Genomic DNA, 22,002 nt, shown 5'->3' with positions numbered 1-22,002 from the left:
CAGGAATTTTTCATATTGTTAGTATATTTTTAACTCTGGCTATCTTCGGACTATCTGTGAATATTTCGCGTCGTGCGTTGTTTGGGAAGTTGACCACAAGGCTTTTTCAAAGCATTGAATCGGCAACGGCTTTTGCCAAACTAAGGGGGAACTCATACGTAGAGGTTTGTCATTGGCTTTATCAGATGTGGCAGACGCCTGGGAGCGATTTTCACAAGATTGCCGAGCGCTATGGCATTGACGGCGTGCAGCTGGTGTGTGATTTTGACCGTTCTTTGGCGCGTTTGCAGACCGGGGCAACCAGTCTGACTGATTTTAGTCATCATATTCAATTGGCGGTGGAGCGAGCCTGGGTCTTGGCGAGTCTGGTGCTGGGGGAATACAAGATCCGTGGGGGTACGCTCATTGCGGGCATGTTGCTGACGCCGGAACTTAGATCGGTACTGATTGGGATTTCCCCGCAGTTCCAAAAAATCGCAATCGCTGGGCTTTCTGAGGATCTTCCCGGCATTGTTGCAGGATCATCTGAAGAAAATGATCCTGTCTATGGCAAATCTGGATTTCAGGAAAGCGTTCCGGGAGAGCAAAGCTACGCAATAGCAGAGGAAGACGATCGCGGCCAGTCTGCACTTTCCAAGTATTGTAGCGACCTGACGGAATTGGCCCGGCAGGGAAAGATTGACCCGGTCATTGGGCGAGAGCACGAAATTCGTACCATGATCGATATTCTGCTGAGGCGCCGCCAAAATAATCCCTTGTTGACGGGGGAGGCAGGTGTCGGGAAAACGGCTGTTGTAGAAGGGCTGGCCGTGGCCGTTGCGCAGAGAAAAGTTCCGCCCTCATTGTTGGATATCCGCCTGTTGTGTCTGGATGTCGGCGCTTTGCTGGCGGGGGCCAGCATGCGTGGAGAATTTGAAGCGCGCTTAAAAAAGGTGCTCCAGGAAGCAAGCAATGGCGAGCGCCCCGTTATTCTGTTTGTAGATGAAATTCATACATTGGTAGGGGCGGGCGGGCAAGCTGGCACTGGCGATGCTGCCAATCTACTCAAGCCAGCGCTGGCCCGGGGTACTCTGCGTACCATCGGCGCCACGACTTGGAGTGAATATAAAAAGCATATTGAGAAGGACCCCGCATTAACCCGGCGCTTCCAGGTTCTACAAGTGCTTGAGCCTGAAGAGATTAGAGCGATCGAGATGGTCCGGGGTTTGGCGGATACATTTGCACGTCATCATGGCGTGATGGTACTCGATGAAGCCATTCGGGCCTCCGTTACGCTTTCCAACCGTTATATCCCTGCCCGTCAACTGCCCGATAAAGCAATCAGTCTGCTGGATACCGCGTGCGCGCGAGTGGCAATGTCATTGCATACGCCGCCCGCTTCGATTGAGTTTCTGCATCAAAAGCTGGAAGGCCTGAAGAGGGAAGCTGAAATTCTCTCGAACGAAGTCCTTCTGGGGATGGGGGACAAGGAAAGATTTGAGCAGATCAAGCTTCAGATAGAAGCTGAACAGATTACGCTACAGAAAGCGCAAGAAGAGTGGTCTGCTGATCAAAAAATCGTTGTTGAGATTTTGTCTGTTCGCAAACAGCTGCAGGAAGCAAACGATCAAGAAGCGCCTGCTGAAGCGCTGGTCGAAACGCTTAGAACATTGGAAGACGCGTTACTGCAAAGGCAAGGTGACGTTAAACGCGTTCACACACAAGTCGATGAAGATGTCATAGCTGCGATTGTTGCTGATTGGACCGGAATTCCTGTCGGGCGCATGGTCCGCGACGAGGTTCGGGCTGTGCTTGAGCTTCAAGGCGATCTTGAAAAAAGGGTGGTCGGGCAGCTGCATGCTTTGTCGAAGATTGCAGAGCGCGTCAGAACATCAAGGGCAAAGTTATCTGACCCGAATAAACCGCTTGGCACTTTCTTGCTGGTTGGCCCATCAGGCGTAGGCAAAACGGAAACGGCGCTGGCTTTGGCCAGTGCTATTTATGGTGGTGAAAACAATCTGATCACCATCAATATGAGCGAATATCAGGAGGCGCACACCGTATCGAGCCTGAAGGGCTCGCCTCCCGGATATGTCGGTTATGGTGAAGGCGGGGTGCTCACCGAAGCCGTGCGGCGGCGTCCGCATAGCGTGATTTTGCTGGACGAGATCGAAAAGGCTCACCCAGATGTGCACGAGGTCTTCTATCAGGTATTCGATAAAGGTTGGATGGAGGATGGGGAAGGTCGGTTGATCGATTTCAAAAATACCCTGATTTTATTGACCAGTAATGTGGGTTCGGAGTTGATTGGCAGTCTTTGTGAAGATCCTTCACTGATGCCTGAATCAGATGCGTTGGCCGATGCGCTTCAGCCGGAGCTAAGAAAAGTGTTCCCCGCTGCATTTTTGGGGCGGGTTAATATTGTTCCGTATTTCCCTCTGGACGAAGATGTTTTGCAAAGCATTGTTGAATTGCAGCTTGGAAAAGTTGTACGCCGAATGGCTGATCAACATGGCATTGATTTACAATTCACCGCTAGTGTTAGCAAATACATAGTGTCCCGATGTGGAACGCATGAAACGGGAGCAAGGCGTGTCGGTCAGTTCATTGAGCAAAATATTCTGCCCAAACTGGCTGAAATATGGCTTCTTGCGATGCAAGATGGAAAAAGAATCATATCTGTTGCATTGAGTGATCAAGAAAACGGGGAAGACAGCGAAAACAAAGATGGCGGTGATCTCGGTCTTTCCCATGCAGGTATTTGTTTTGATGTAAAAACAAGTTGAATGACTTGTTAGGTGACGGTACATGATGCGTCAATGAGAATTGACGAGGAAATATGTGCTCAAGACCATTTTGTGGTGGCTTTGTTGGTTAAATTTTCTTCAACTTGAAGGGGGTCTTCATGAGCGGCAATAACAGCAGTCAGAAGTTTATCGCGCGTAATAGAGCACCACGCGTCCAGATTGAATACGACGTGGAAATATATGGCAGTGAAAAGAAAATTGAGCTGCCTTTTGTGATGGGCGTTTTGGCCGATCTTTCGGGCAAGCCCGTTGAAGCACTGCCGGATGTGGCAGAGCGGAAGTTCTTCGAAATCGATATCGATAATTTCGACGAGAGAATGAAGGCCATTTCTCCCCGTGTTGCTTTCAGCGTTCCCAATACGCTGACCGGAGAAGGGCAAGTCATGGTCGATATTACCTTCGAGAGCATGGACGATTTTTCGCCAGCCTCAGTCGCTAAAAAAGTGGATGCGCTCAAGCAACTGCTGGATGCTCGGACCCAGCTTGCCAACCTGCAAACTTACATGGATGGTAAAGCAGGCGCCGAAGACCTTGTTAGAAAGCTTTTGTCAGATCCCGCGTTGATGAAGTCTCTTGCTGCTCAGCCGAAGCCAGTTGCACAAGATCCCGTCGCGTAATCGTGATCGATTAAAAGCAAACAATCTATTTATTAGGATGTCATCCAATGGTCACACAATCTGCTGCCGGTAATCTCGATACCAATACTCAATTTGCCGATTCAGGTGTTTTTACTTCGCTTCTTGATAAAGAATTCAAACCCAAGGGGGATGAACAGCGTGAAGCGGTAGAAGCCGCTGTTCGCACCCTATCGGAACAAGCGCTCGCCAATACCGCCACGATGAGTGACGATGCTTATGCAAGCATCGAAGCCATCATCGCGGAAATCGACAGGAAGCTGACTGCCCAGATCAATCTCATTCTGCATCACGAAGATTTTCAGAGTCTTGAAGCCGCCTGGCGTGGTCTTGATCACCTGGTTTCCAATACGGAAACTGATGAGATGCTGAAAATCCGTTTCATGGATATCAGCAAAGTGGATTTGCGTCGGACGATGCGCCGCTACAAAGGCGTGGCTTGGGATCAAAGTCCGCTGTTTAAGCGCCTCTATGAAGAAGAGTACGGCCAACTCGGTGGCGAGCCCTATGGCTGCTTGGTTGCCGACTACTATTTTGACCATACTCCGCCCGATGTTGAACTGCTGGGTGCCATGGCAAAGATTGCTGCTGCAGCGCATGCCCCGTTCATCGCAGGGGCCGCACCTTCGAATTTGCAAATGGACTCCTGGCAGGAATTGGCCAACCCGCGCGATCTGGCAAAGATCACGGGGAACCTGGAGCATGTAGCCTGGAGTTCGCTGAGAGAAACCGAAGATGCACGTTACATCGGTTTGGCCATGCCGCGTTTTCTTGCACGTCTGCCTTATGGTGCCAAGACCAGCCCCGTGGATGAATTCGACTTCGAAGAGGATACGCAGGGGGCCGATCACAAGAACTACGTCTGGAATAATGCTGCATATGCCATGGCTGTGAATATCAATCGCAGCTTCAAGTTGTATGGCTGGTGCACCATGATTCGCGGTGTTGAATCGGGTGGCACGGTGGAAAATCTGCCTTGTCATACTTTCCCGACGGATGATGGCGGGTTTGACATGAAATGCCCGACTGAAATTGCGATTTCTGACCGTCGTGAAGCAGAACTCGCCAAAGCAGGTTTCATCCCCTTGGTGCATCGGAAGGGAACCGACCACGCCACGTTTATCGGCGCCCAGTCGTTGCAGAAGCCTCAAGAATACATGGACCCGGATGCCACGGCCAATGCGAATCTGTCGGCACGTTTGCCCTACCTCTTCGCCAGTACCCGTTTTGCGCATTATCTGAAGGCGATTGTGCGCGACAAGATCGGTGCGTTCAAAGAACGCGAAGATATGCAGCGTTGGCTCAATGAATGGATCATGAACTACGTTGATGCTGATCCTGCAAATTCGAGCCAAGAAACAAAGGCTCGTCGTCCCTTGGCTGCCGCAGAGGTCGTCGTAGAGGATGTAGAGGGTAATCCGGGGTATTACAGCGCAAAATTTTTCTTGCGCCCACATTTCCAGCTCGAGGGCCTGACTGTGAGCCTGCGACTGGTCGCCAAACTGCCGTCTGTGAAGGCTGCAGCGTAACCGTTCGTAGTTTTAACTCAACAAAAAAGGAAAGGGGCCTTTATGGCACAAGATATTTTTCTGAAGATCAATGGCATTGACGGCGAGAGCCTGGATTCCAGCCACAAGAATGAAATTGAAGTTCTGAGCTGGGATTGGCAGGTTCTGCAAGAGTCCAATATGCACACCGGCTCTGGCGGTGGTTCCGGCAAGGCTACGGTCAAGGATTTGAACTTCACGCACTTTGTTGACCGTTCCAGCCCGAACCTGATGAAGTTCTGCCTGACCGGCAAGCATATTTCGGAAGCCACGCTGGTTGTCCGTAAGGCGGGTGGCAATCCTCTGGAATACCTGAAGATCAGCATGACCGATGTGGTGATCACCAATGTATTGCCGGGAGGTTCCAATACCGAAGACGGCGTAAAGGAACAAGTCAGCCTGTCGTTTGCCAAGGTCAAGCAGGAGTACACGGTGCAGAACCAGCAGGGCGGTTCGGGCGGCGCTGTGACGGCCGGCTACGACATCAAGCAAAACAAAGAGGCCTGATTTTTGTAATACCGGATGCCTCTGGGTGTTCGGAATTAGCGGAAGAAGCCGTATCCTTAGGGATTCGCTTCTTCCGCGATTGTGCCTTCTCTATGGCTATCCACTTTTTAAGCGCGAACGATGAAGACTTTCAGAATAATGAGCATCGTGACTTTTCTGTCATTAGGCTTGTTGTTTTCTGTGATAGCCAGGGCAGAAGACGCTAAGGAACCTACAAAATTGCTTCTGAAGATTGAAGCAACGCAAGGCGTCAACCCTGATCAGGGGGGAAGACCATCACCGATCAAGGTTCGGGTATACGAATTGAAGGACAGCGCTTCGTTTTTGGAAGGCGACTATTTTGGGCTCGACACGTCGGATAAAACCATGCTTGCAGCAGATATGCTTGCAAAGGATGAGTTTATTCTCAGGCCCGGGGAAGTCCGTACTATCGAAAGAAAAACCAAGTCGCAGAGTACGGCGATAGGTTTTCTGGCTGGTTATCGGGATCTCGCCAACGCGACTTGGCGGGTTGTCTACAAACTCAAGGAGGCGCCTGATGCAGCATGGTATCGAACGTTGATGCCAGCCAATAAGGCGGTTCTCAATGTGCAACTCTTGCCACAAGGCATCACCATTTCCGGGGAATAAAGGCTTTTAGCTTTTCTACGATTATGTCTTGGACCAATAAAGTTATCTGGAGCGAGGGGCTGTTCTTGCGTCCCCAGCTTTTCCAGCAGCAAGAGCGATATTTTGAGACTTTCGCGCACAAGCGTTGCCAGCCCATTTCGCCTTTTTATTGGGGATTCAGCCATTACAGGATTGATAGCGAGTCCTTAACGTTAGGCAAGCTAGTCCTGGCCAACGCGGCGGGGATTTATGCAGATGGCACCCCATTTGAGTTGCCTGGGCAGACTCCTCCACCTCCACCGTTGTCGCTCCTGCCGGAGCATCTTGGTCAAACCATCTATCTTGCGTTGGCCACACGCGTACCGAACGGGGAAGAGACCTCGTTTGACAATGCTCCCGGTTCAAGCGCACGTAATACGGTGTTTGATGCTGAACTTCCCGATTCAAACTCAATCGGCCAAGGCCCGAAAACGGTACAACTTGGGCGTCTTCGCCTGATGCTGGTTCCTGAGAAGGAACTGACCAGTGCGTGGATGGGATTGCCCTTGGCAAAAGTGGTTGCATTGCGCTCAGATGGCAGCGCAGAAATTGAAAGCACCTTTATTCCTCCAGTCAACTGCTATGGCGCAAGTGATTTGCTGACCCAGTGGTTAAGCCAATTGCATGGCACCACCCGGCAGCGTGCGGAACAGCTTGCGCAACGCCTAAGTGGAAGTGTTGGAACGGGCGCGACCCAGGCGGCGGAAGTTAGCGATTTTCTATTGCTTCAGATTTTGAATCGTTATGAGCCTTTGCTCGATCACATGTTGCGTGTGAAGGAGACCTCGCCAGAGGATGCCTATACCCTCTTGCGTAGTATGGCCGGGGAGTTGTCGACCTTTATCCGGACGCAGACGCGACGTCCCGCTCAGGTTCCCGCATATCGCCATCTAGATCCTTACAACACGTTCAAACCACTGGTCGAGGATACGCGTGAATTGCTGAATAACCTGCTGGTCAGAAGCGCCCAGTGTATCGATCTTGTTCAGAAACAGCATGGCATGTATCTGGCCAGCCTTGACCCGGCCGAGATACGTAGTTTCAGCAATCTGGTCTTGGTTGTGACTGCGAATATGCCGGGCGATTTGCTCTCGCAGAAATTCCCTGCTCATTGCAAGCTCGCGCCAGCTGATCGGCTTCCCGAGCTTGTTCGTCTTCACTTGCCTGGGATCGTATTGCGTGTGTTGCCTGTGCCTCCTCGCCAAATTCCGTTTAATGCGGGCTATGTCTACTTCCAGATCGAACCGCAGGGCGGGCTTTGGGAACACATGCTCACACATGGCGGTATTGGTTTGCATGTGGCAACACAATTTCCTGGTTTGCGTATGGAATTATGGGGGGTGCGCTGATGGGACGAAAAATTATTGTGCTGGGTGATTCGACTGATCATGGTGGCACTGTGATCAGTGGCTCTTCGACCCACCAGATTGATGGCAAGCCCGTGGCGAGACTGGGAGACAAGGTGAATTGTCCAGCCTTGTTTCCAAATGGTCAGCCTCATGGAGTCAATCCCATTATCGAGGGGGAATCCGGCTGCCTGATTGATGGCATTCCAGTGGCATTGGAAGGGCATAAAACTGTTTGTGGTTGCAGTCTCATTGGGTCGGTTACGGCTACATATGGCTAGTTTTGTCGGCTGAAGGCAGAGAGATTCGGCGGTCTCGATAAATCCATGATTGATGCTTGGTCATGAATTGGTGCGGAAGCATCAATGCCAGTTGTTTGCCATGAGTGCGGATCTGTCAGTCGTAGCAGTACAGGGAAAATGCAAGGGGAGAGCTGCTGTCCGTATGATCAGGAAACATTTCTTGAGTATCTTGAATGTATTCGTGCGGCGTTGTTCGGAAGAAAACAGGGATTTTCCGTGTCTTGAGTTAAGACAGGAAATTAGGCGATGAGAGTGGAAGCGAGCATGATCGAGAACGAATTTTCGGAAGCGGCGGGGATAGAAGACTGGGCAGCGCGTGGGGCCGAGACCGGCGACAGCGGTGCGGCGTCTTTCCCCAGGGATGCAGCGCCGATTGTGTTGAGCTTTGAGCCTGGGTCGAACAATGAGGAACGCTTGGCTGCCGTTCTGCATGCTCAGGAGGTTCATCGTAATCCTTTCCTTGAGGCGGCCAGCGGATTATTGCGTTGCCTGGCTGAGATGCCCTCGAATCTTGATCGGCAGGGTGTCGACGGATTGCATCAACTTCTGATGCAGGAAGTGCAGACCTACACGCGATTGTGTGAGCAGGCCAATTTGCGCCAGGATCATATGCTCGCGGTACGTTATGCTTTATGCACAGCGCTTGACGAAGCTGCGAACCTCAAACCCTGGAGTCGTGATGATTTGGGCGGCACTGGCATGTGGTCGACGCGTTCTCTGCTGAACAAGTTTCATGGTGAAAGCCAAGGGGGAAAGACCGTATTTTTGCTCATTGGGCGCTTGGCGAATTCTCCCCAAGAACATCTATATGTGCTGGAAGTCATGCATCATATCCTGAGCCTGGGCTTCATGGGGGATTACCGAATCCAGCCCGATGGCCATCGGATGATAGAAACTATTCGTCATCGTCTTTACACGATGGTGGCTGCGAGCCGGGAGCCTGTATCAAGAGAGCTGTCCACGCATTGGAAGGGCGCCGGTCAGGGCAAATTTAAGTTTTTGCGTGCAGTTCCCGTTTGGGTTTCGGCAAGTGTGTTGGGGCTTGCGCTGTTCGGGCAGTTTGCCTGGTACAAGTATCAGTTGTTACATGAAGCGGATGCCCTTGAAAAGAAGATTGCCGCTATTCGTGAGATTGACGCGCCTTCTGCGCCCACGGGGCGCTCCTTACGTTTGGCCGAAATTCTGGCGCCTGAGATTGCTCAAGGCAAGGTTCGCGTTGACGAGAACGATGAGCATTCTCTGGTGGTATTCAAAGGGGATGGAATGTTTGCCGGGGGGCTCGCGCAGTTGAGTCCGACTTCAAGAGCGATGATCGACAAGGTGGGTGAGGCCATCAACGATGTGAAGGGAAAGGTACGTGTGGTGGGCCATACCGACAACCAGCCCCTGCTAAAGCCTAGACCACAGTTTGCGGATAACCAGCAGCTCTCAGAGAAGCGGGCTCAAAGTGTGGCAGAGGTTTTGACCGAGAAGGGCGTGGACTCGGCACGGATCGAAATTGTAGGAAAAGGCGATACGCAACCTGCGATGCCAAATACGACGACAGCAGGACGTGCGCTGAATCGTCGCGTGGAGATCGAGGTACTGAACGATTCGGCAAAGTCGGACGTTCAAGGGAAATAACAGGGACAAAAGACCATGCAACAGTTTTTCAAATCACAGATGTTTAAGGCCATCCTGGCTTTCTTGGCCTTGATTCTGCTTGGCCTGGCGATCTGGTTTGTTGGTCCCTGGTTGGCGTTTGGTGGGCTGCATCCGCTTGAGACCGCTGGCATGCGTGTCACGGTGATCGTGATGTTGGGGGTATTGGTTATTCTGGGCCTGCTTGGGTGGTCCATGTCCATCGTGGGGGTGACCGCCTTAGCGCTTCTTGTCTGGCATGCTGGCCCTCTGTTTGCATTTGGTACGCTCCATCCGCTGGAAAGCGTTTGGGTGCGTGTGGGGGTGATCGTTTTCATCCTCGTGTGTTACGCGGCCTGGGGTGTGTACAAACTGTGGCAGCTAATCCGTAATGATGAGGCCTTTGCCCAACGTCTCTTCAAGCGTTCCGAAGGTCGCCAGAATCTGGCCAAGGAAGAGATTCGCGCAATAAGCGATCTGGCCAAAAAAGCGGTAGCGCAATTGAAACAGATGCACATGACCGTGGCCGGCGGCACAGGGTCTATCTGGGCGGGCTTGCGCAGGTTGCTCGAAGGGAAGCGTTATCTCTACGAACTTCCCTGGTATATGATTATTGGTAATCCTGGGGCGGGTAAGACAACGGCATTGCTGAATTCTGGCTTGAGGTTCCCTGTTGCTGAGCAGCTTGGCGCTGCCAGTGCCAAGATAACCTTGGCGCAGAATACCGGAACGCAGCAATGTGTCTGGTGGTTCACGAACGAGGCGGTGTTGATCGATACCGCAGGCCGCTATACGGCACAGGACGATGGCGAAAAACAAGCTCCGGTGGAGACCCTTGGGCAGGATAACGGTGAGAAGAATGGCAGCCCTGCCGAGAAGCCAGCCTCCCAACAACAGATCAATACTGCAGAGTGGCTCGGATTTTTACGTGTACTGCGCCAGACCCGGACGCGAGCGCCAGTCAATGGGGCCTTGCTGGCTGTCGATGTCGCCGAATTGTTATCCAGCGATCATGGCAAGCGCATGGCGCATGCCGCACGTCTGCGCGCCAGATTGGCGGAACTCAGACAAGAACTGGGGATACGCTTTCCTGTTTACGTTCTGCTGACCAAAGCAGATGTTCTGCGTGGATTTTCTGAATACTTCAGCAGTTTGACGACCGAAGCGCGTTCCCAAGTCTGGGGATTCACGCTGCCTTGGGATGAAAAGAGTAAGGGTGCGGCAAAAGATCGAAAAGCCGATACAGCCAAAACTGAAGCAGCAGGGGCGAAAGATTCTGATTCCGGGGCTCCTCTGCGTCAGCAGATCGGCAGCGAACTTGAAGCACTTGCGCGTCGCATTTCCGAAGGGGTGGCTACACGTCTGCAGGAAGAATTTGAACTGGACCGCCGCCAGTCCCTGTACTTGCTTCCTTATGAACTGGCAGCTTTACAAGCGCCCTTGATCGAGTTGCTTGATGCCGTATTTACGGATTCACGGTTTGATACCACACAACTGACGCATATGTTGCGAGGCGTTTATCTTACCAGTGCGATGCAAGATCCTTCCCGCCAGGTTGTTGCAGATCATAAGGCTTTGGTGCCGAGGCTGCGGCGGGCATTGGCGAATATTGCGCAGAGTATTACGGGCGCGACTAAAAGCGGCGATGAGCGTCGTTCGAGTACGGTCGGTACCCGAAGCTATTTCGTCACCGAGGTGCTGATGCGGGTAATCTTCCCCGAAGCGCATCTGGTTAAGCCCAATTTAAGATGGGAGGCAAGGCTCAGGCTCTTGCGCTTGATCGGGCATACTCTGGTTTTGGTGATTTTTGTATGGATGACAAATGCGTTAGCGCTGAGTTATGGCAATAACCAGGCTTTTCTCAAAGAGGTGGGCTCGAAGACCACTGAGCTGAGCAGCGAAGTGCGTCAGCTCTTCGAGAAGATGGATATGGGGCAGGTCATCCAGGTCTTGACGTTGGCAAAGGAACTGCCGGTTCACCTCGGGTTGGACTTGAACGACCCATCGAGTACCTATCTTTACGGGCTTTATACCGCAGACCAGGTCAACGTGTCTTCGGGGCAGATTTATGCATACCTGCAAGACAAATTGATGCTGCCGGTGATCGAAAATCGTATGGAATATGTCATGCGTGATGCGATTGCTTCTGATAATTCCAAACTGGCCTACGATACGTTACGGGTGTATCTCCTGCTGCACGATGCACAGCAGTTTTCGGGAACTCAGGCTGCTGCGGCTGACCTGCGGAGTTGGGTGATTAAGGATTGGCAGGATAGTTCCGGCAAGGAGCAGGAAAAGTCCAAGAGCGGAGACACGGGGAAGACCAAAGTACAACAAGTGCCCGGTTTGGCGCAGAGCTTCAACAATAGTGCTGCCATGGTGGCGCATTTGGAGGCCATGTTCTCAGGGAACCGGGTGGTGCAGTCCTCTTCTGCGCGCAACGAGGCTTTGGTTCGGCAAGTTCGAAGTTTTCTCGACAAGACTTCCAGCAGTGAGCGCCTGTACGAGCGTGCCAAGGCTGCTATCAGCCAGGATACTCCGCAGGATTTCACCTTGGTCAGCGCACTAGGGCCGCACGCAAGCACATTGTTTAGTCGCACATCCGGTGAAAGCCTTGAAAAAGGTGTGCCGGGCTTGTTTACCTATGACGGCTATCACAAATTCTTTGCCAAGAAGCTGCCTGAATTGGTTGCCGTCGCCCTGCAAGATGACGCTTGGGTGATGGGGCGTCTGGAAGCAACAGGCGGGCAAAAAAAAAGCGATTCGGATATTTCCGCAAACAAATCTGAGTCGGCCGCGCTGGTTGAGGAAATCCGGCGCCTCTATCTGACTGAATATGCGCAGTTGTGGACAGCCTTTCTTGAGGATCTGCGTCTGGTCCACACCGAAGGCCAAGGAACCCTTGCATTTAACCTGAATGTATTGCGTCAGCTGGCTGCGCCCAATTCTCCGTTGATTCGGTTGGGGCGTATGGCTGCGAGAGAGACCACGCTATCCAGACCGCTTAAGTTGGGAGAACAGGAAAGTTCATTTTTCGACAAAGCATCGGCACAGCTGGAAGAGCAAAAAAGCAAAGTAGACAAAAATTTTGACTTGCGCCCGGAACAGCGCATTGAACGCCAGTATGTCGACGAGCGTTTCGGCGCTCTACGTGAGGTTGTGATCGGACAATCCGATGCAGGCGGGCAGCCTGGAGGCAAGGTTGCGCTGGATACGATCACGAATTTGTTAAGCGAATATTACACCGTTCTGGTCGTTGCCGATACTGCGATCAACTCGGGGAGCCTACCGCCAGCAGGAACTGAAACGGAAACAAAGCTGAAAATAGAGGCAGAAAAACTGCCCGCACCGTTTCGTGAAATCTTGCTTGGCATTGGCGCGAGTGGTTCCGAGCGCGTAGCACAGGGGGCTGCCAACATTCTCCGGGTGCAGGCTCAGGCTCAGATGGACCAGTTGGTTGGTATGCTTTCACTCATGGTGGGGGAGCCTTGCCGGAAAAATATTGCAGGGCGTTATCCATTTGCCGCAAGTGCCCAGGAAGTTTCGATAGACGACTTTAACGCTCTGTTTGCAGCTGGCGGGGCAGCAGATGAATATTTCACCAAGTACTTGATGCCTTTGGTTGATACATCAAGTCGGCCTTGGCATTACAAAAGCCCTGAATTTGCAAACCTGCAGGTTGGCGCCGGAGCCCTGGCGAATGGGAAAGCGCCGGAAGCTGCCAAAAGTGGACCTACTTTGACAGGTGAGTTGCTCAAGCTGCTGGCGAAGGAAGGCCCTAATCCCGATTCATTCGCCCAGATTGCCCAGATTCGTGAGTTGCTGTTCAAGGAACCCGGGGCAAAACGGATGGCATGGAAGGGGGATGTCAAGGTTCAATTGTTGGATCCCACGATCACGGAATTGGTCCTCGATGTCGACGGCCAGATCATGCGATATGCTCATGGGCCCGTTCAGTCTATGACGATTCCATGGCCAGGAAGTCGCGGTGGTGCAATGGCGGAAGTGACGGCTAATCCGCGCATCAAGGCAGACACCTCTTCTATTCAGATGCAGGGGCCTTGGGCGCTATTCCACTTGATGGAACGGGGCAAAATGATCAATACGGCAAGCGCCGGGCGGGTTGCCGTTGAATTTGAATTCGAAAACCGTCGTGCAGTATTGGAAATAGATAGTAGTGGAGGCAATCCGTTCAGTAGTTCTTTGCTGAGGAATTTTTCCTGTCCAGGGCGTGCAAGTTGAGGAGCCTCTCATGCGTGAAGATTGGTTGGGCGCCTTCTTAGGGCGCCGGCTGGTGGAGCGGCCAAGTATTTGGGGGAAAATGCCTGGATATGGAGACTATGTTCGCCATAACGTAAAGGCTGGAGAAGCCCAGGTTTGGCAGAAATGGGCGAGTGAAGTCTGGCTGCAACGCAGTAGTCGGCGCGTTGCAGCACAGCCACGAGCAGAGAATTTTTCAGATGAATGGATGCATCTGGATTACGTCAGAAATGCATCTGATCAAGACCGGGTGCCTGTTGCGTTTGTCATGGCGCCAGGAAGTTTAAGTTTTGCTCCAGGCCATTACGTGCAAGGCGTGGTTGTTGACTCGCAAGACCGGGTAGGGCGGGCATGCCCGCTGGTTATTTATCAACGTGTGACACCGGCCTGGGTGGCGCGGACTTGGCAGGATGCAAGCAATGAAAATGGTTTGCACCTGTTGTTTTGGCTTGCTCGATTGATGGCCGGAATTCACGATGAGAAATCTGATATCAGTGCTCTATCCCAGGCTGTTGAAGAGGTATGTCGTCTGCATTCAGCAGGGTGGCGTCAGTGCTTAGGGCTGGCCACTGCACGGCCGGATGCGGGTAAGTTGCGTCAAGTCGTCAAAGGGTTTTGCGAGGATCGAAAAGATGAGGCTGCGGGTCTGAAAGGTGTTCGCTATTTGCCCTGGGCGGATTGGCCGCGACGGATGTTTCGGCATGAAAATCCGCTGCCTGCGTATTGGGTTCAGGATCTTGAGGGCCGGTATGTTACCGCCAGTGATGATTTACTCCGGCTTTGGGGAGGGCGCATATGACGTCGAGCAGTTCTATTGATGCGCTTCCACCGAGGCTGGTTTTGCAATGTCAGTATCATCACGGACACGCCACGGAGTGGATCTGGCAGTGGCCCGAGGCGGGAGAAAACTTTTGTTTTTCGGATGTGCTGAATGGTTTGGTCGACGTCGATCATGACTATCTTGGGCAGATCGCAGAGATCCGATTACAGAGCGAGGGGGCTGCATTTCAGCGCATTTGGTGGATCAGTAACCATAGCCGCGCATTGATGTGCGTGGTCAATGGTTCTCCCTTGCCATACGGCCAGCAGATGCGCTTGAACGAAGGGGACGAGGTCGAAGTTGGGGTAACGGGTTTCGTTGTACTGTTATCGCTGCCCGATTTGGCTCTCTCCAATATTGAACCGACTTTCGGTGCGTCATTTGTAGAGTCTCCCTCCAGTCAACAAGGGGGCGCAAGCGATTTTGATTTGACGAAATTGGCGCCGACCCAGGAGGAAAATGGTTTCGCTGAGAGCGGCTTGGAGATGTTTTCCGGTTGGGTCGATACACCCGATAGCATAGAGCCTGTATTGCTCAAGGGTGAATTGGGCTCTAGCCAACAATCCAGTGCGCTTGAGACCACACCAATATCCGTTGAGGAGAAAAAAGAATCTGCGGCGACCGGGGTCGCTTGGGAGAAAGACAGCGATTTTGAGATCTCAGAAGATGAACTGATGGTTTCTTTGCACCGTCAGTATCTGGAAGTGCTGCACAATCCCGGGCATTTGGATGATGAGCATTTGTGGGTGCGCATAGATCGAGGTGTTAAGCATGACATCGTAGATCCAATGCAGGTACTGATGAGCCAGGCAGGTAGTCATCACGGTGTCAGTGATCTCCTCGGGCAAGTACAAGGTATCGATGAAGTGATTACCAGGATCGACGGTCTCGGGGAAACAGATATTCTCGCGCCGGCTCCTTTCCCAAACGTGATGCAGCTGTTCGCACCAGAATCCATGTTGAGGGAGGAACAGCCGCCTTCACTTCTCCGGCCTGCACAGGTTCCATCCCTTACCCTGAGGGAGCATCACGTTGTGTCAATTGACAGTGGGATGAACGTTGCTTGGCGCAATAAAACATCCAAATCCTCATAACGTCTTTTAAGTGTCTCTAAAATGAAACCTCTAGGCATGAGCATCACTTCTGTAAAAAATATCCATCCTGGACACTTGGATGAGCTGACCAGTGAGATTGAGGCACGAATCCGCAAAGAGCCCGGCAATGAGGCCAATCGTTGGGCTCTGGTTGAACTCTTGTGCATACAGGGACATTGGGAAAGAGCGCTGCGACAAATTCAATCGATGGCAAAGCTCTCCGAAAAGTGGGAACCCAATGCACACTTGGTACGGGGGCTGATCCGCGCGGAGTATATGCGCACAGAGGTTTTTGAGGGCCGACAGGCGTCTGCCCCTGTGATTGATTTTCCTGAATGGATGCAAGGTATGGCGGAGGCTATCAAGCATAACGCCTTGGGGGCGCACGAGAAAGCCGACGAGCTTAGGAGGGGCGCGCTAGATCAGGCGCCGACAAATCCAGGTGTATGTCATTGGGTTTCTCGGCCAGATGACGAAGAAGAGATTTCTTCAGGTATTGACTTGGGCTTGAACAAGACAAAATTTGAATGGATCGGAGATAGCGATTCCAGGCTGGGGCCGATATGCGAAGTTGTGGTTGCTGGAGGATATCGCTGGCTTGCCTTTGCCGATATCGAGGGCCTCTCTATCGAGCCACCGCATCGCATCCTTGATCTGATATGGCTTCCGACCAAGCTCAAGTTGCGGGGAAATCACTCGCAAGCCCGGGAGATCCATTGCTTTTTACCTGCCCGCTATTATGGAACCGAGAAATTCCATTCTGATACCAGCCTCGATCACCATGAGGCAAGATTGTTATCCCGGCTGACGAGCTGGAGAGACGTTGGTGAAACTGGCGTGTTTGCGTTGGGGCAAAAAACATGGATGACCGATGGCATCGATTGGCCGCTGCTGGACATTCGGGCTTTGTGTGATGATGAGGAGAACCCCGGAGACAAGGACGAGATTGCGGCTGAGGAGTCGTTCGAATGAGTGGGAAGAACGCTGCACTGGCCTTGCATCCTGGTGCCCGGGAGCTGCCCTCCATGCGCGAGGAAAGCAGCAAGCGTCTTCATGACAACAAGTTCATGCCGACGCTTTTTGATCGGCTGTGTGATGATGCCCCGCATGAATCGGTTGAGGCGGCGGAGGTCTATGCAACAGGGCGCGCAAGAATGCGGGAAATCGTTCTCCGTGATCTTGCATATCTGTTGAATACCACCAATCAGAGCGATCTGATCAACGCACAAAAATATCCGCACGCATCCCGGTCGACAATCAATTTTGGGGTTCCTGCATTATCGGGAGGGTATCTGTCTGAGAAAAAGTGGATGGATATTGAAAATATGATCAGGCAGGCGATCAAGAATTTCGAGCCGCGCCTGATTCCAGATACCTTGATTGTCAGGCCGTTGCTTAAAGAGGCTGATTCAGCGCACTACAACGTGCTGACTTTTGAAATATCGGGCTTTCTTCAGATGACGCCCTACCCCTTGGAGTTTACGGTGCAAAGCGCTGTAGACCTTGAGAGTAATCGTATTGAGTTGCTTCATCGTTAAGCGTCATAAAATAGAGAACGAAAATAAATATGGACCCGCAACTGCTCAATTACTACAACGAAGAACTGACCTACATGCGCGAGAGCACAATGGAGTTTGCTGAACTCCATCCAAAGATCGCTCGTAGACTCGGCATGCAGGCAGGCGAAGTTGCTGATCCTTATGTTGAACGCCTGATCGAAGCGTTTTGTTTCATGTCGGCTCGAATCAGGATCAAACTTGATGCTGAGTTTCCGCGATTCACACAACGTCTGCTTGAAGTTGTATATCCCAATTACGTTTGTCCGACCCCTTCAATGGCTGTCGCGCAATTGCATCCCAGTATAAGCGAAGGGGATTTCAGTAAGGGGTTCGCGGTTCCGCGCGATACGGCTTTTTTTGCGAAGGTGCCTCAGGGTGAGGAAACCTCATGTCAGTTCCGTTCTACACAGGATGTCGTGCTATGGCCCATAGAGATAGTGAGTGCCAAGCTTGCTGGAATACCACCAGACATTCCTGCGCTGGAGCGGTATCTACCTGCTTACGTCAAGGTGAGCGGCAGTCTGCGTATCCGTTTGAGAGTTACCGGAGAACTGAATTTTTCTGATCTCAGCGGTTTGGATAAATTGCCTGTTTATTTGACTGGCGATGAGCAGGTGGCATCTCATCTGTACGAACTGTTGCATGCGGGGGCTGTTGCAAGTTTGACAGGTGTCCCCGGAGATATGGCCAATCATCCGCATGTTGTAACCGATGCGGCCTTGGTTCATGAAGGACTCTCTCCTGAGCAGAGCATGCTCCCGCTCCATTGGAATTCATGGTACGGGCATAATCTGATACATGAATATTTTTCTTGCCCAACCCGCTTTTATTTCTTTTCCCTGCAGGGCTTGGCCAAAGGATTGGCACATATTCATGGCAAGGAAGCCGAAATTATTGTGTTGTTGTCGCAAGCTCCTGGACCGCTTGCGGGCTTGGTCGATGAAAAGCAATTTGGTTTGTTTTGCACGCCTGTCATCAATTTGTTTCCCCATCGGACCGATCGTATTGAAGTATCGGCAGGTCAAACGGAGTTGCACCTTGTGCCGGATCGTTCCCGGCCTTTGGACTATGAGGTATTCGGCATTTCAGAATTGGTTGGGCAGAGGGCGGATACGAGCAAAGCTGTTGTATTTAGGCCTCTGTATCAAACCTTGAATCAGGACGAGGGCAATCACGGGCGTTATTTCTCTGTACGCAGAGAACCGCGTTTGGTCTCGCAATCTGCACGTAAATACGGTACTCGGACTCCCTATATCGGCACCGAGGTTTTCATTAGTCTTGTGGATCAGAAAGAAGCTCCATATAGCGAGAAATTGCGTTACCTGTCAGTGCACGCAATGGTCACTAACCGCGATCTGCCTCGATTGGTCCCGCGCAATGGCCGCGATGATTTGCTGGTTGCCGAATCCATACCTGTCAGCGCTGTCGGCCTCGTGCGTCCGCCTTCGCCGCCCAAGCCTCCATTTGCGCAAGGAGAATTGGCTTGGCGCCTTATTCGGCAGTTGGGGTTCAACTATTTGTCGCTAACCGATATGTCGCACCGAGAAGGAGCCCAGGCATTACGCGATATGTTGCGTTTGTTCATCAATTCAGATGATGTGGTCTCGGAGAAGCAGATTGCCGGTTTGATTAGTTGCGATATCAAGCCTGTTACGAGGCGCCTGCCGGGAGTCGGCCCACTTGTTTACGGTCGTGGTGTCGAATGTAAGGTCACTGTGGATGAGACTGGATTTAGTGGTATCAGTCCTTACTTATTTGGGTTGGTTCTTGAGCGGTATTTGGCCAGACATGTTTCGATCAATACATTCTCGAAGATGAAATTGGCATCCATGCAGCGTGACCAGATTGCAGACTGGCCGGTACGCATGGGGACAAGAGGAGGGGTTTGATGAACGGTCAGGGTACTGATCATCAATTGCGCGAAACACTGGAGGACGCCAGCATGCAGCCCTGGCGTCATGGTTTCTTTTCGCTATTGCGCTCAATTGCGGCACATTCACCAGATTTGCCGGCAATTGGGAAAAGCCAGCGCCCCCAACAGGAAATGTTCCGCTTGGGGCAGCAGGCGAGTCTGGCTTTTGCTTCACGTGAAATCGCCAAGGTATTCGAACGTGATGGATTAACCCATATTCATTTGTATGGCTTGGGAATGTTGGGGCCCAATGGCGCACTGCCCATCCATTTTACTGAGCAGGTTCGTGAACGTAGCGAGGCGCGCCGCGACCATACCTTGGGTGATTTTCTGAATATTTTTCATCATCGGGCTTTCACGCTTTTGTATCGGGCTTGGTCGCAGAGTCAGTCTGCTATCGGCCTGGACCGGGTCGACGATGAGACATTTACACCCTACATTGCTCGCCTGACCGGGGATGAGCCGGAAGAAGTAGCAAATAGCGTATTGCCCTCGCATGTGCGCTGGGCCAGTTCTGCGCATCGTATTCGTGCCTCGCATGATCCTGAAGGGCTTGTGAATACCTTGCAGCGTTTTTTTGATGTGCCGGTTAGGATTGAAGAATATCGTTTGCAGTGGATGGACATTGAACCCCAGGATATTTGTCGTCTTGGTTATCCAAGCATCGCAACGACGATGGGGCAGGGTGCCATGCTCGGAGAAAAGATTCCTGATCGGCAAACGCGTTTTCGTCTGATTATTGGGCCTTTGGATCTGGAGTCCTATTTGCGTATGACTCCCCAAGGTGTGAAAAACGGGCAGAACCTCCCCGTTTTGGTTGAGCTGGTGCGTTCGTTTATTGATTTTGAATATGTTTGGGAGGTGGAGCTGCTGATATTGCGCGATGCTGCACCAGCCGCTCGTCTTGGCGGTGATACGCAATTAGGGTGGTCCACCTGGATGTCTCCATCTGGAGGCGGTTCGTCATCGGATATAAGCGGCATGATTCTGGAGCCTGAGAATTATGTCACTGATTCGGGCGTAGGGAAATGTAATGGCGTCAGTCTCTATGATTAATATGGTTCAAATGAATAAACTAAAAAGAGTTTCTGATGCTGTCGCGGACCTTGTTCGTCTGGCTGAGTCGGATATTCTACGTGAGTGGCTGGAACCCTATAGCCCGAGCAATCCATGTGGTTCCAGCCTTGAGTACGATGCTGAGTATTCCGTGCTTCAGGCTAGGCTGGTACCCAAGGTGGATGTTCAATATGGCGATTTTTTGGCTCAGTCTGCACCTCCGGACTGGGTTGAGATTGACCGCGACTGTCGCCGCCTCATGTTGCGCTGTAAAGATATTTCAGTACTCATCTGGTTCACGCGAAGCCGCGTATGTCTAGCGGGGGCAGAGGGACTTTTGCAAGGGTTGTCTGCTCTCAAAACATTGCTTTTGAAATACCCTGTTGATATCCATCCGCAGCTTGAAATTGAAGGTATGCAAGACCCTGAAGTGCGCGCTAATGCCCTGGCGGCTTTGTGTGATCCAGAAGGGTTGATGGCGGATATTCGTGATGTTGTGGTGTCAAGTAACACTGCATTTCGCTTGTCTGTACGAGATGTGGAACGCGCTTTTTCAGTTCCAAGGCCGGTCAATGCAATGGACCAAGAGGTGGTCAAGAGACAGTTGCAGGATTTGGAATCCAGAAATGATAATGTACTGAAGACTTTGTGGGCTTGCGCTGTTTGTGTTCAAGATATTGCTAGTTGGGCCAAGGAAAACCTGGGAGACCAGGCTCCGGCTCTCCAGCCATTGCTTAGACTGCTTTGTGCTTTGATTTCAGTCGATGCTTCCAATCAAGTGCCTGAGCCCCAAGCGGTTGAAACAGAGTCTTCCGTTCTTGAGTTACAGGAGCCGGTTGCGTCCTTACCGGAGCCTGAAGCAATCGAGCTACCTGACGATACTGTTCTTCAGAGGCAGGAATCCTCTCCTGTGAATCGGACTGTTATGACAGCAGTCGAGCAGCGCGAACAGGTTAGGCGTTTATTAGGGCAGGCGCGGGAGTGGATTGAACAAAACGAACCCAGTAGCCCGGTGGTGATCTTGCTGAAGCAGGCCGAGCGTATGTGGGGGCGGAGGTTTTCGGAGGTGGCGGGAATGATTCCGGCAGATTTGCTACAGGCTTGGGATCAGGATTGATTTTTCGGTTCGCCGCCAATCGGGTTGCGAACATTTATAAATGATGCTCGGATATAGTCGTATGCTAGGAGGGTTGCTATGGCCATGAGTTTATTCAAAAGTTCCCGTGCCTTGACAGTCAAGAGCGCCGCGATCCCCGAAGTGATGGGCCAAGCGGCCCTGGTGCCGCTGAAGCTCGAAGGTCACGAAGGCATCAATAGCCTCTTCGAATACACCCTCACGCTGCAGACCCCGGATGCACTCAACTTCAAAGCCGGACTGGGCAGCAACTACGCGCTGGAGACCTTCATTGGTCAAGAGATCAGCTGCCAGATCGAACTCGAAGGCTATGGGCACTTCATGGAAGGGCTCTCGGGTGCGGCGGGTGCTGTTAATCAAGGTGCAGGCGTGCGGGAGATCAACGCACTCATCACCGATGCCCGTTTCCTGGGCGAAGACAGCCGTCATGCCCTCTATGAACTCACGCTCCGTCCCTGGCTGCATCTGGCTACACTGACCACCGACTGCAAAGTCTTTCAGGACCAAACCCCTGTCCAGGTCATTGACGCCGTCCTCGCCGACTATCCCTTCCCCGTTGAAAAACGCCTGATCGAAACCTATCCCGTCCGCGACTACTGCGTCCAATACAACGAAACCGACTACGACTTCCTCACCCGGCTCCTGCAAGAGTGGGGCATCAACTACCACTTCGAACACCAAGACAGCCACCACCGCCTCATCCTCGCCGACCATAACGGCGCCTACCGCCCCAACCAACCCGATGAGGCCACCAGCGCCTACCACCGCATCCCCT

General features: G+C 52.1%; 17 protein-coding genes. All 17 read left to right on the top strand.

Translation table 11 applies throughout. The features are described from left to right. Positions 1 to 56: 56 nt before the first annotated feature. A complete protein-coding gene (gene tssH / locus B145_RS25265) occupies positions 57 to 2,765 on the top strand; it encodes a type VI secretion system ATPase TssH (protein ID WP_083917717.1) in 2,709 nt (902 codons plus the stop codon). 119 nt (positions 2,766 to 2,884) lie between these two features. Beyond that, positions 2,885 to 3,403 (top strand): type VI secretion system contractile sheath small subunit, encoded by a 519-nt coding sequence (tssB, locus tag B145_RS0110810; RefSeq protein ID WP_018607286.1) that lies wholly within the window; start codon positions 2,885 to 2,887, stop codon positions 3,401 to 3,403. Between the two features lie 47 nt (positions 3,404 to 3,450). After that, complete coding sequence (tssC, locus tag B145_RS0110805; RefSeq protein ID WP_018607285.1) at positions 3,451 to 4,950, top strand: type VI secretion system contractile sheath large subunit; 1,500 nt, start codon at positions 3,451 to 3,453, stop codon at positions 4,948 to 4,950. Positions 4,951 to 4,992: 42 nt separating this feature from the next. Then, entirely contained in the window at positions 4,993 to 5,475 is a 483-nt protein-coding gene (locus B145_RS0110800) for an Hcp family type VI secretion system effector (protein ID WP_018607284.1), read from the top strand. A 138-nt stretch (positions 5,476 to 5,613) separates the two neighbouring features. Then, the gene (tssJ, locus tag B145_RS0110795; protein ID WP_157288370.1) at positions 5,614 to 6,105 is read left to right on the top strand and encodes a type VI secretion system lipoprotein TssJ; all 492 of its coding nucleotides are present in this window, start codon (positions 5,614 to 5,616) and stop codon (positions 6,103 to 6,105) included. Positions 6,106 to 6,128: 23 nt separating this feature from the next. Beyond that, positions 6,129 to 7,472, top strand: coding sequence for a type VI secretion system baseplate subunit TssK (gene tssK, locus B145_RS0110790; RefSeq protein WP_026259032.1), 1,344 nt, complete (start codon positions 6,129 to 6,131; stop codon positions 7,470 to 7,472). Beyond that, entirely contained in the window at positions 7,472 to 7,750 is a 279-nt protein-coding gene (locus tag B145_RS0110785) for a PAAR domain-containing protein (RefSeq protein WP_026259031.1), read from the top strand. Before tssK ends, B145_RS0110785 begins: the two co-directional genes overlap by 1 nt. A gap of 285 nt (positions 7,751 to 8,035) precedes the next feature. Then, the gene (gene tssL / locus B145_RS25260) at positions 8,036 to 9,394 is read left to right on the top strand and encodes a type VI secretion system protein TssL, long form (RefSeq protein ID WP_018607280.1); all 1,359 of its coding nucleotides are present in this window, start codon (positions 8,036 to 8,038) and stop codon (positions 9,392 to 9,394) included. A gap of 321 nt (positions 9,395 to 9,715) precedes the next feature. Continuing rightward, positions 9,716 to 13,633: a type VI secretion system membrane subunit TssM gene (gene tssM / locus B145_RS0110775; RefSeq protein WP_211209811.1), complete on the top strand. Its 3,918-nt coding sequence runs from the start codon at positions 9,716 to 9,718 to the stop codon at positions 13,631 to 13,633. A gap of 10 nt (positions 13,634 to 13,643) precedes the next feature. After that, complete coding sequence (locus tag B145_RS0110770) at positions 13,644 to 14,450, top strand: TagF domain-containing protein (RefSeq protein ID WP_018607278.1); 807 nt, start codon at positions 13,644 to 13,646, stop codon at positions 14,448 to 14,450. Beyond that, positions 14,447 to 15,565 (top strand): TagK domain-containing protein, encoded by a 1,119-nt coding sequence (locus tag B145_RS0110765; protein ID WP_018607277.1) that lies wholly within the window; start codon positions 14,447 to 14,449, stop codon positions 15,563 to 15,565. Before B145_RS0110770 ends, B145_RS0110765 begins: the two co-directional genes overlap by 4 nt. Positions 15,566 to 15,601: 36 nt before the next feature. Continuing rightward, positions 15,602 to 16,537, top strand: coding sequence for a type VI secretion system accessory protein TagJ (locus B145_RS25255; protein ID WP_018607276.1), 936 nt, complete (start codon positions 15,602 to 15,604; stop codon positions 16,535 to 16,537). Further along, positions 16,534 to 17,103: a type VI secretion system baseplate subunit TssE gene (gene tssE / locus B145_RS0110755; RefSeq protein WP_018607275.1), complete on the top strand. Its 570-nt coding sequence runs from the start codon at positions 16,534 to 16,536 to the stop codon at positions 17,101 to 17,103. Before B145_RS25255 ends, tssE begins: the two co-directional genes overlap by 4 nt. Before the next feature lie 29 nt (positions 17,104 to 17,132). Next, positions 17,133 to 19,013 (top strand): type VI secretion system baseplate subunit TssF, encoded by a 1,881-nt coding sequence (gene tssF / locus B145_RS0110750; protein WP_018607274.1) that lies wholly within the window; start codon positions 17,133 to 17,135, stop codon positions 19,011 to 19,013. Next, positions 19,013 to 20,092 (top strand): type VI secretion system baseplate subunit TssG, encoded by a 1,080-nt coding sequence (gene tssG / locus B145_RS0110745; RefSeq protein ID WP_018607273.1) that lies wholly within the window; start codon positions 19,013 to 19,015, stop codon positions 20,090 to 20,092. Before tssF ends, tssG begins: the two co-directional genes overlap by 1 nt. Then, positions 20,085 to 21,209 carry a type VI secretion system protein TssA gene (locus B145_RS0110740; protein WP_018607272.1) on the top strand — a complete coding sequence of 375 codons (1,125 nt, stop codon included), beginning with the start codon at positions 20,085 to 20,087 and terminating at the stop codon, positions 21,207 to 21,209. Before tssG ends, B145_RS0110740 begins: the two co-directional genes overlap by 8 nt. 84 nt (positions 21,210 to 21,293) lie before the next feature. Continuing rightward, positions 21,294 to 22,002 (top strand): type VI secretion system Vgr family protein (locus tag B145_RS25250; RefSeq protein ID WP_245541838.1); only part of this gene is annotated, 709 nt, incomplete at its 3' end.

Origin of the sequence: Uliginosibacterium gangwonense DSM 18521 (genome assembly GCF_000373965.1) — a bacterium.
Classification (GTDB): domain Bacteria; phylum Pseudomonadota; class Gammaproteobacteria; order Burkholderiales; family Rhodocyclaceae; genus Uliginosibacterium; species Uliginosibacterium gangwonense.
The sequence above is the reverse complement of the archived record's forward strand: the minus strand, read 5'-3'. Positions and strand labels throughout refer to the sequence as shown.

Coding starts and splice junctions, on each gene's coding strand:
- tssL (WP_018607280.1), top strand. CDS start 8,036: ATGATCGAGAACGAATTTTCGGAAGCGGCGGGGATAGAAGACTGGGCA.
- tssE (WP_018607275.1), top strand. CDS start 16,534: ATGAGTGGGAAGAACGCTGCACTGGCCTTGCATCCTGGTGCCCGGGAG.
- B145_RS25255 (WP_018607276.1), top strand. CDS start 15,602: ATGAGCATCACTTCTGTAAAAAATATCCATCCTGGACACTTGGATGAG.
- tssB (WP_018607286.1), top strand. CDS start 2,885: ATGAGCGGCAATAACAGCAGTCAGAAGTTTATCGCGCGTAATAGAGCA.
- B145_RS0110770 (WP_018607278.1), top strand. CDS start 13,644: ATGCGTGAAGATTGGTTGGGCGCCTTCTTAGGGCGCCGGCTGGTGGAG.
- tssK (WP_026259032.1), top strand. CDS start 6,129: ATGTCTTGGACCAATAAAGTTATCTGGAGCGAGGGGCTGTTCTTGCGT.
- tssJ (WP_157288370.1), top strand. CDS start 5,614: ATGAGCATCGTGACTTTTCTGTCATTAGGCTTGTTGTTTTCTGTGATA.
- B145_RS0110800 (WP_018607284.1), top strand. CDS start 4,993: ATGGCACAAGATATTTTTCTGAAGATCAATGGCATTGACGGCGAGAGC.
- B145_RS0110740 (WP_018607272.1), top strand. CDS start 20,085: ATGATTAATATGGTTCAAATGAATAAACTAAAAAGAGTTTCTGATGCT.
- tssG (WP_018607273.1), top strand. CDS start 19,013: ATGAACGGTCAGGGTACTGATCATCAATTGCGCGAAACACTGGAGGAC.
- B145_RS0110765 (WP_018607277.1), top strand. CDS start 14,447: ATGACGTCGAGCAGTTCTATTGATGCGCTTCCACCGAGGCTGGTTTTG.
- tssC (WP_018607285.1), top strand. CDS start 3,451: ATGGTCACACAATCTGCTGCCGGTAATCTCGATACCAATACTCAATTT.
- tssF (WP_018607274.1), top strand. CDS start 17,133: ATGGACCCGCAACTGCTCAATTACTACAACGAAGAACTGACCTACATG.
- B145_RS0110785 (WP_026259031.1), top strand. CDS start 7,472: ATGGGACGAAAAATTATTGTGCTGGGTGATTCGACTGATCATGGTGGC.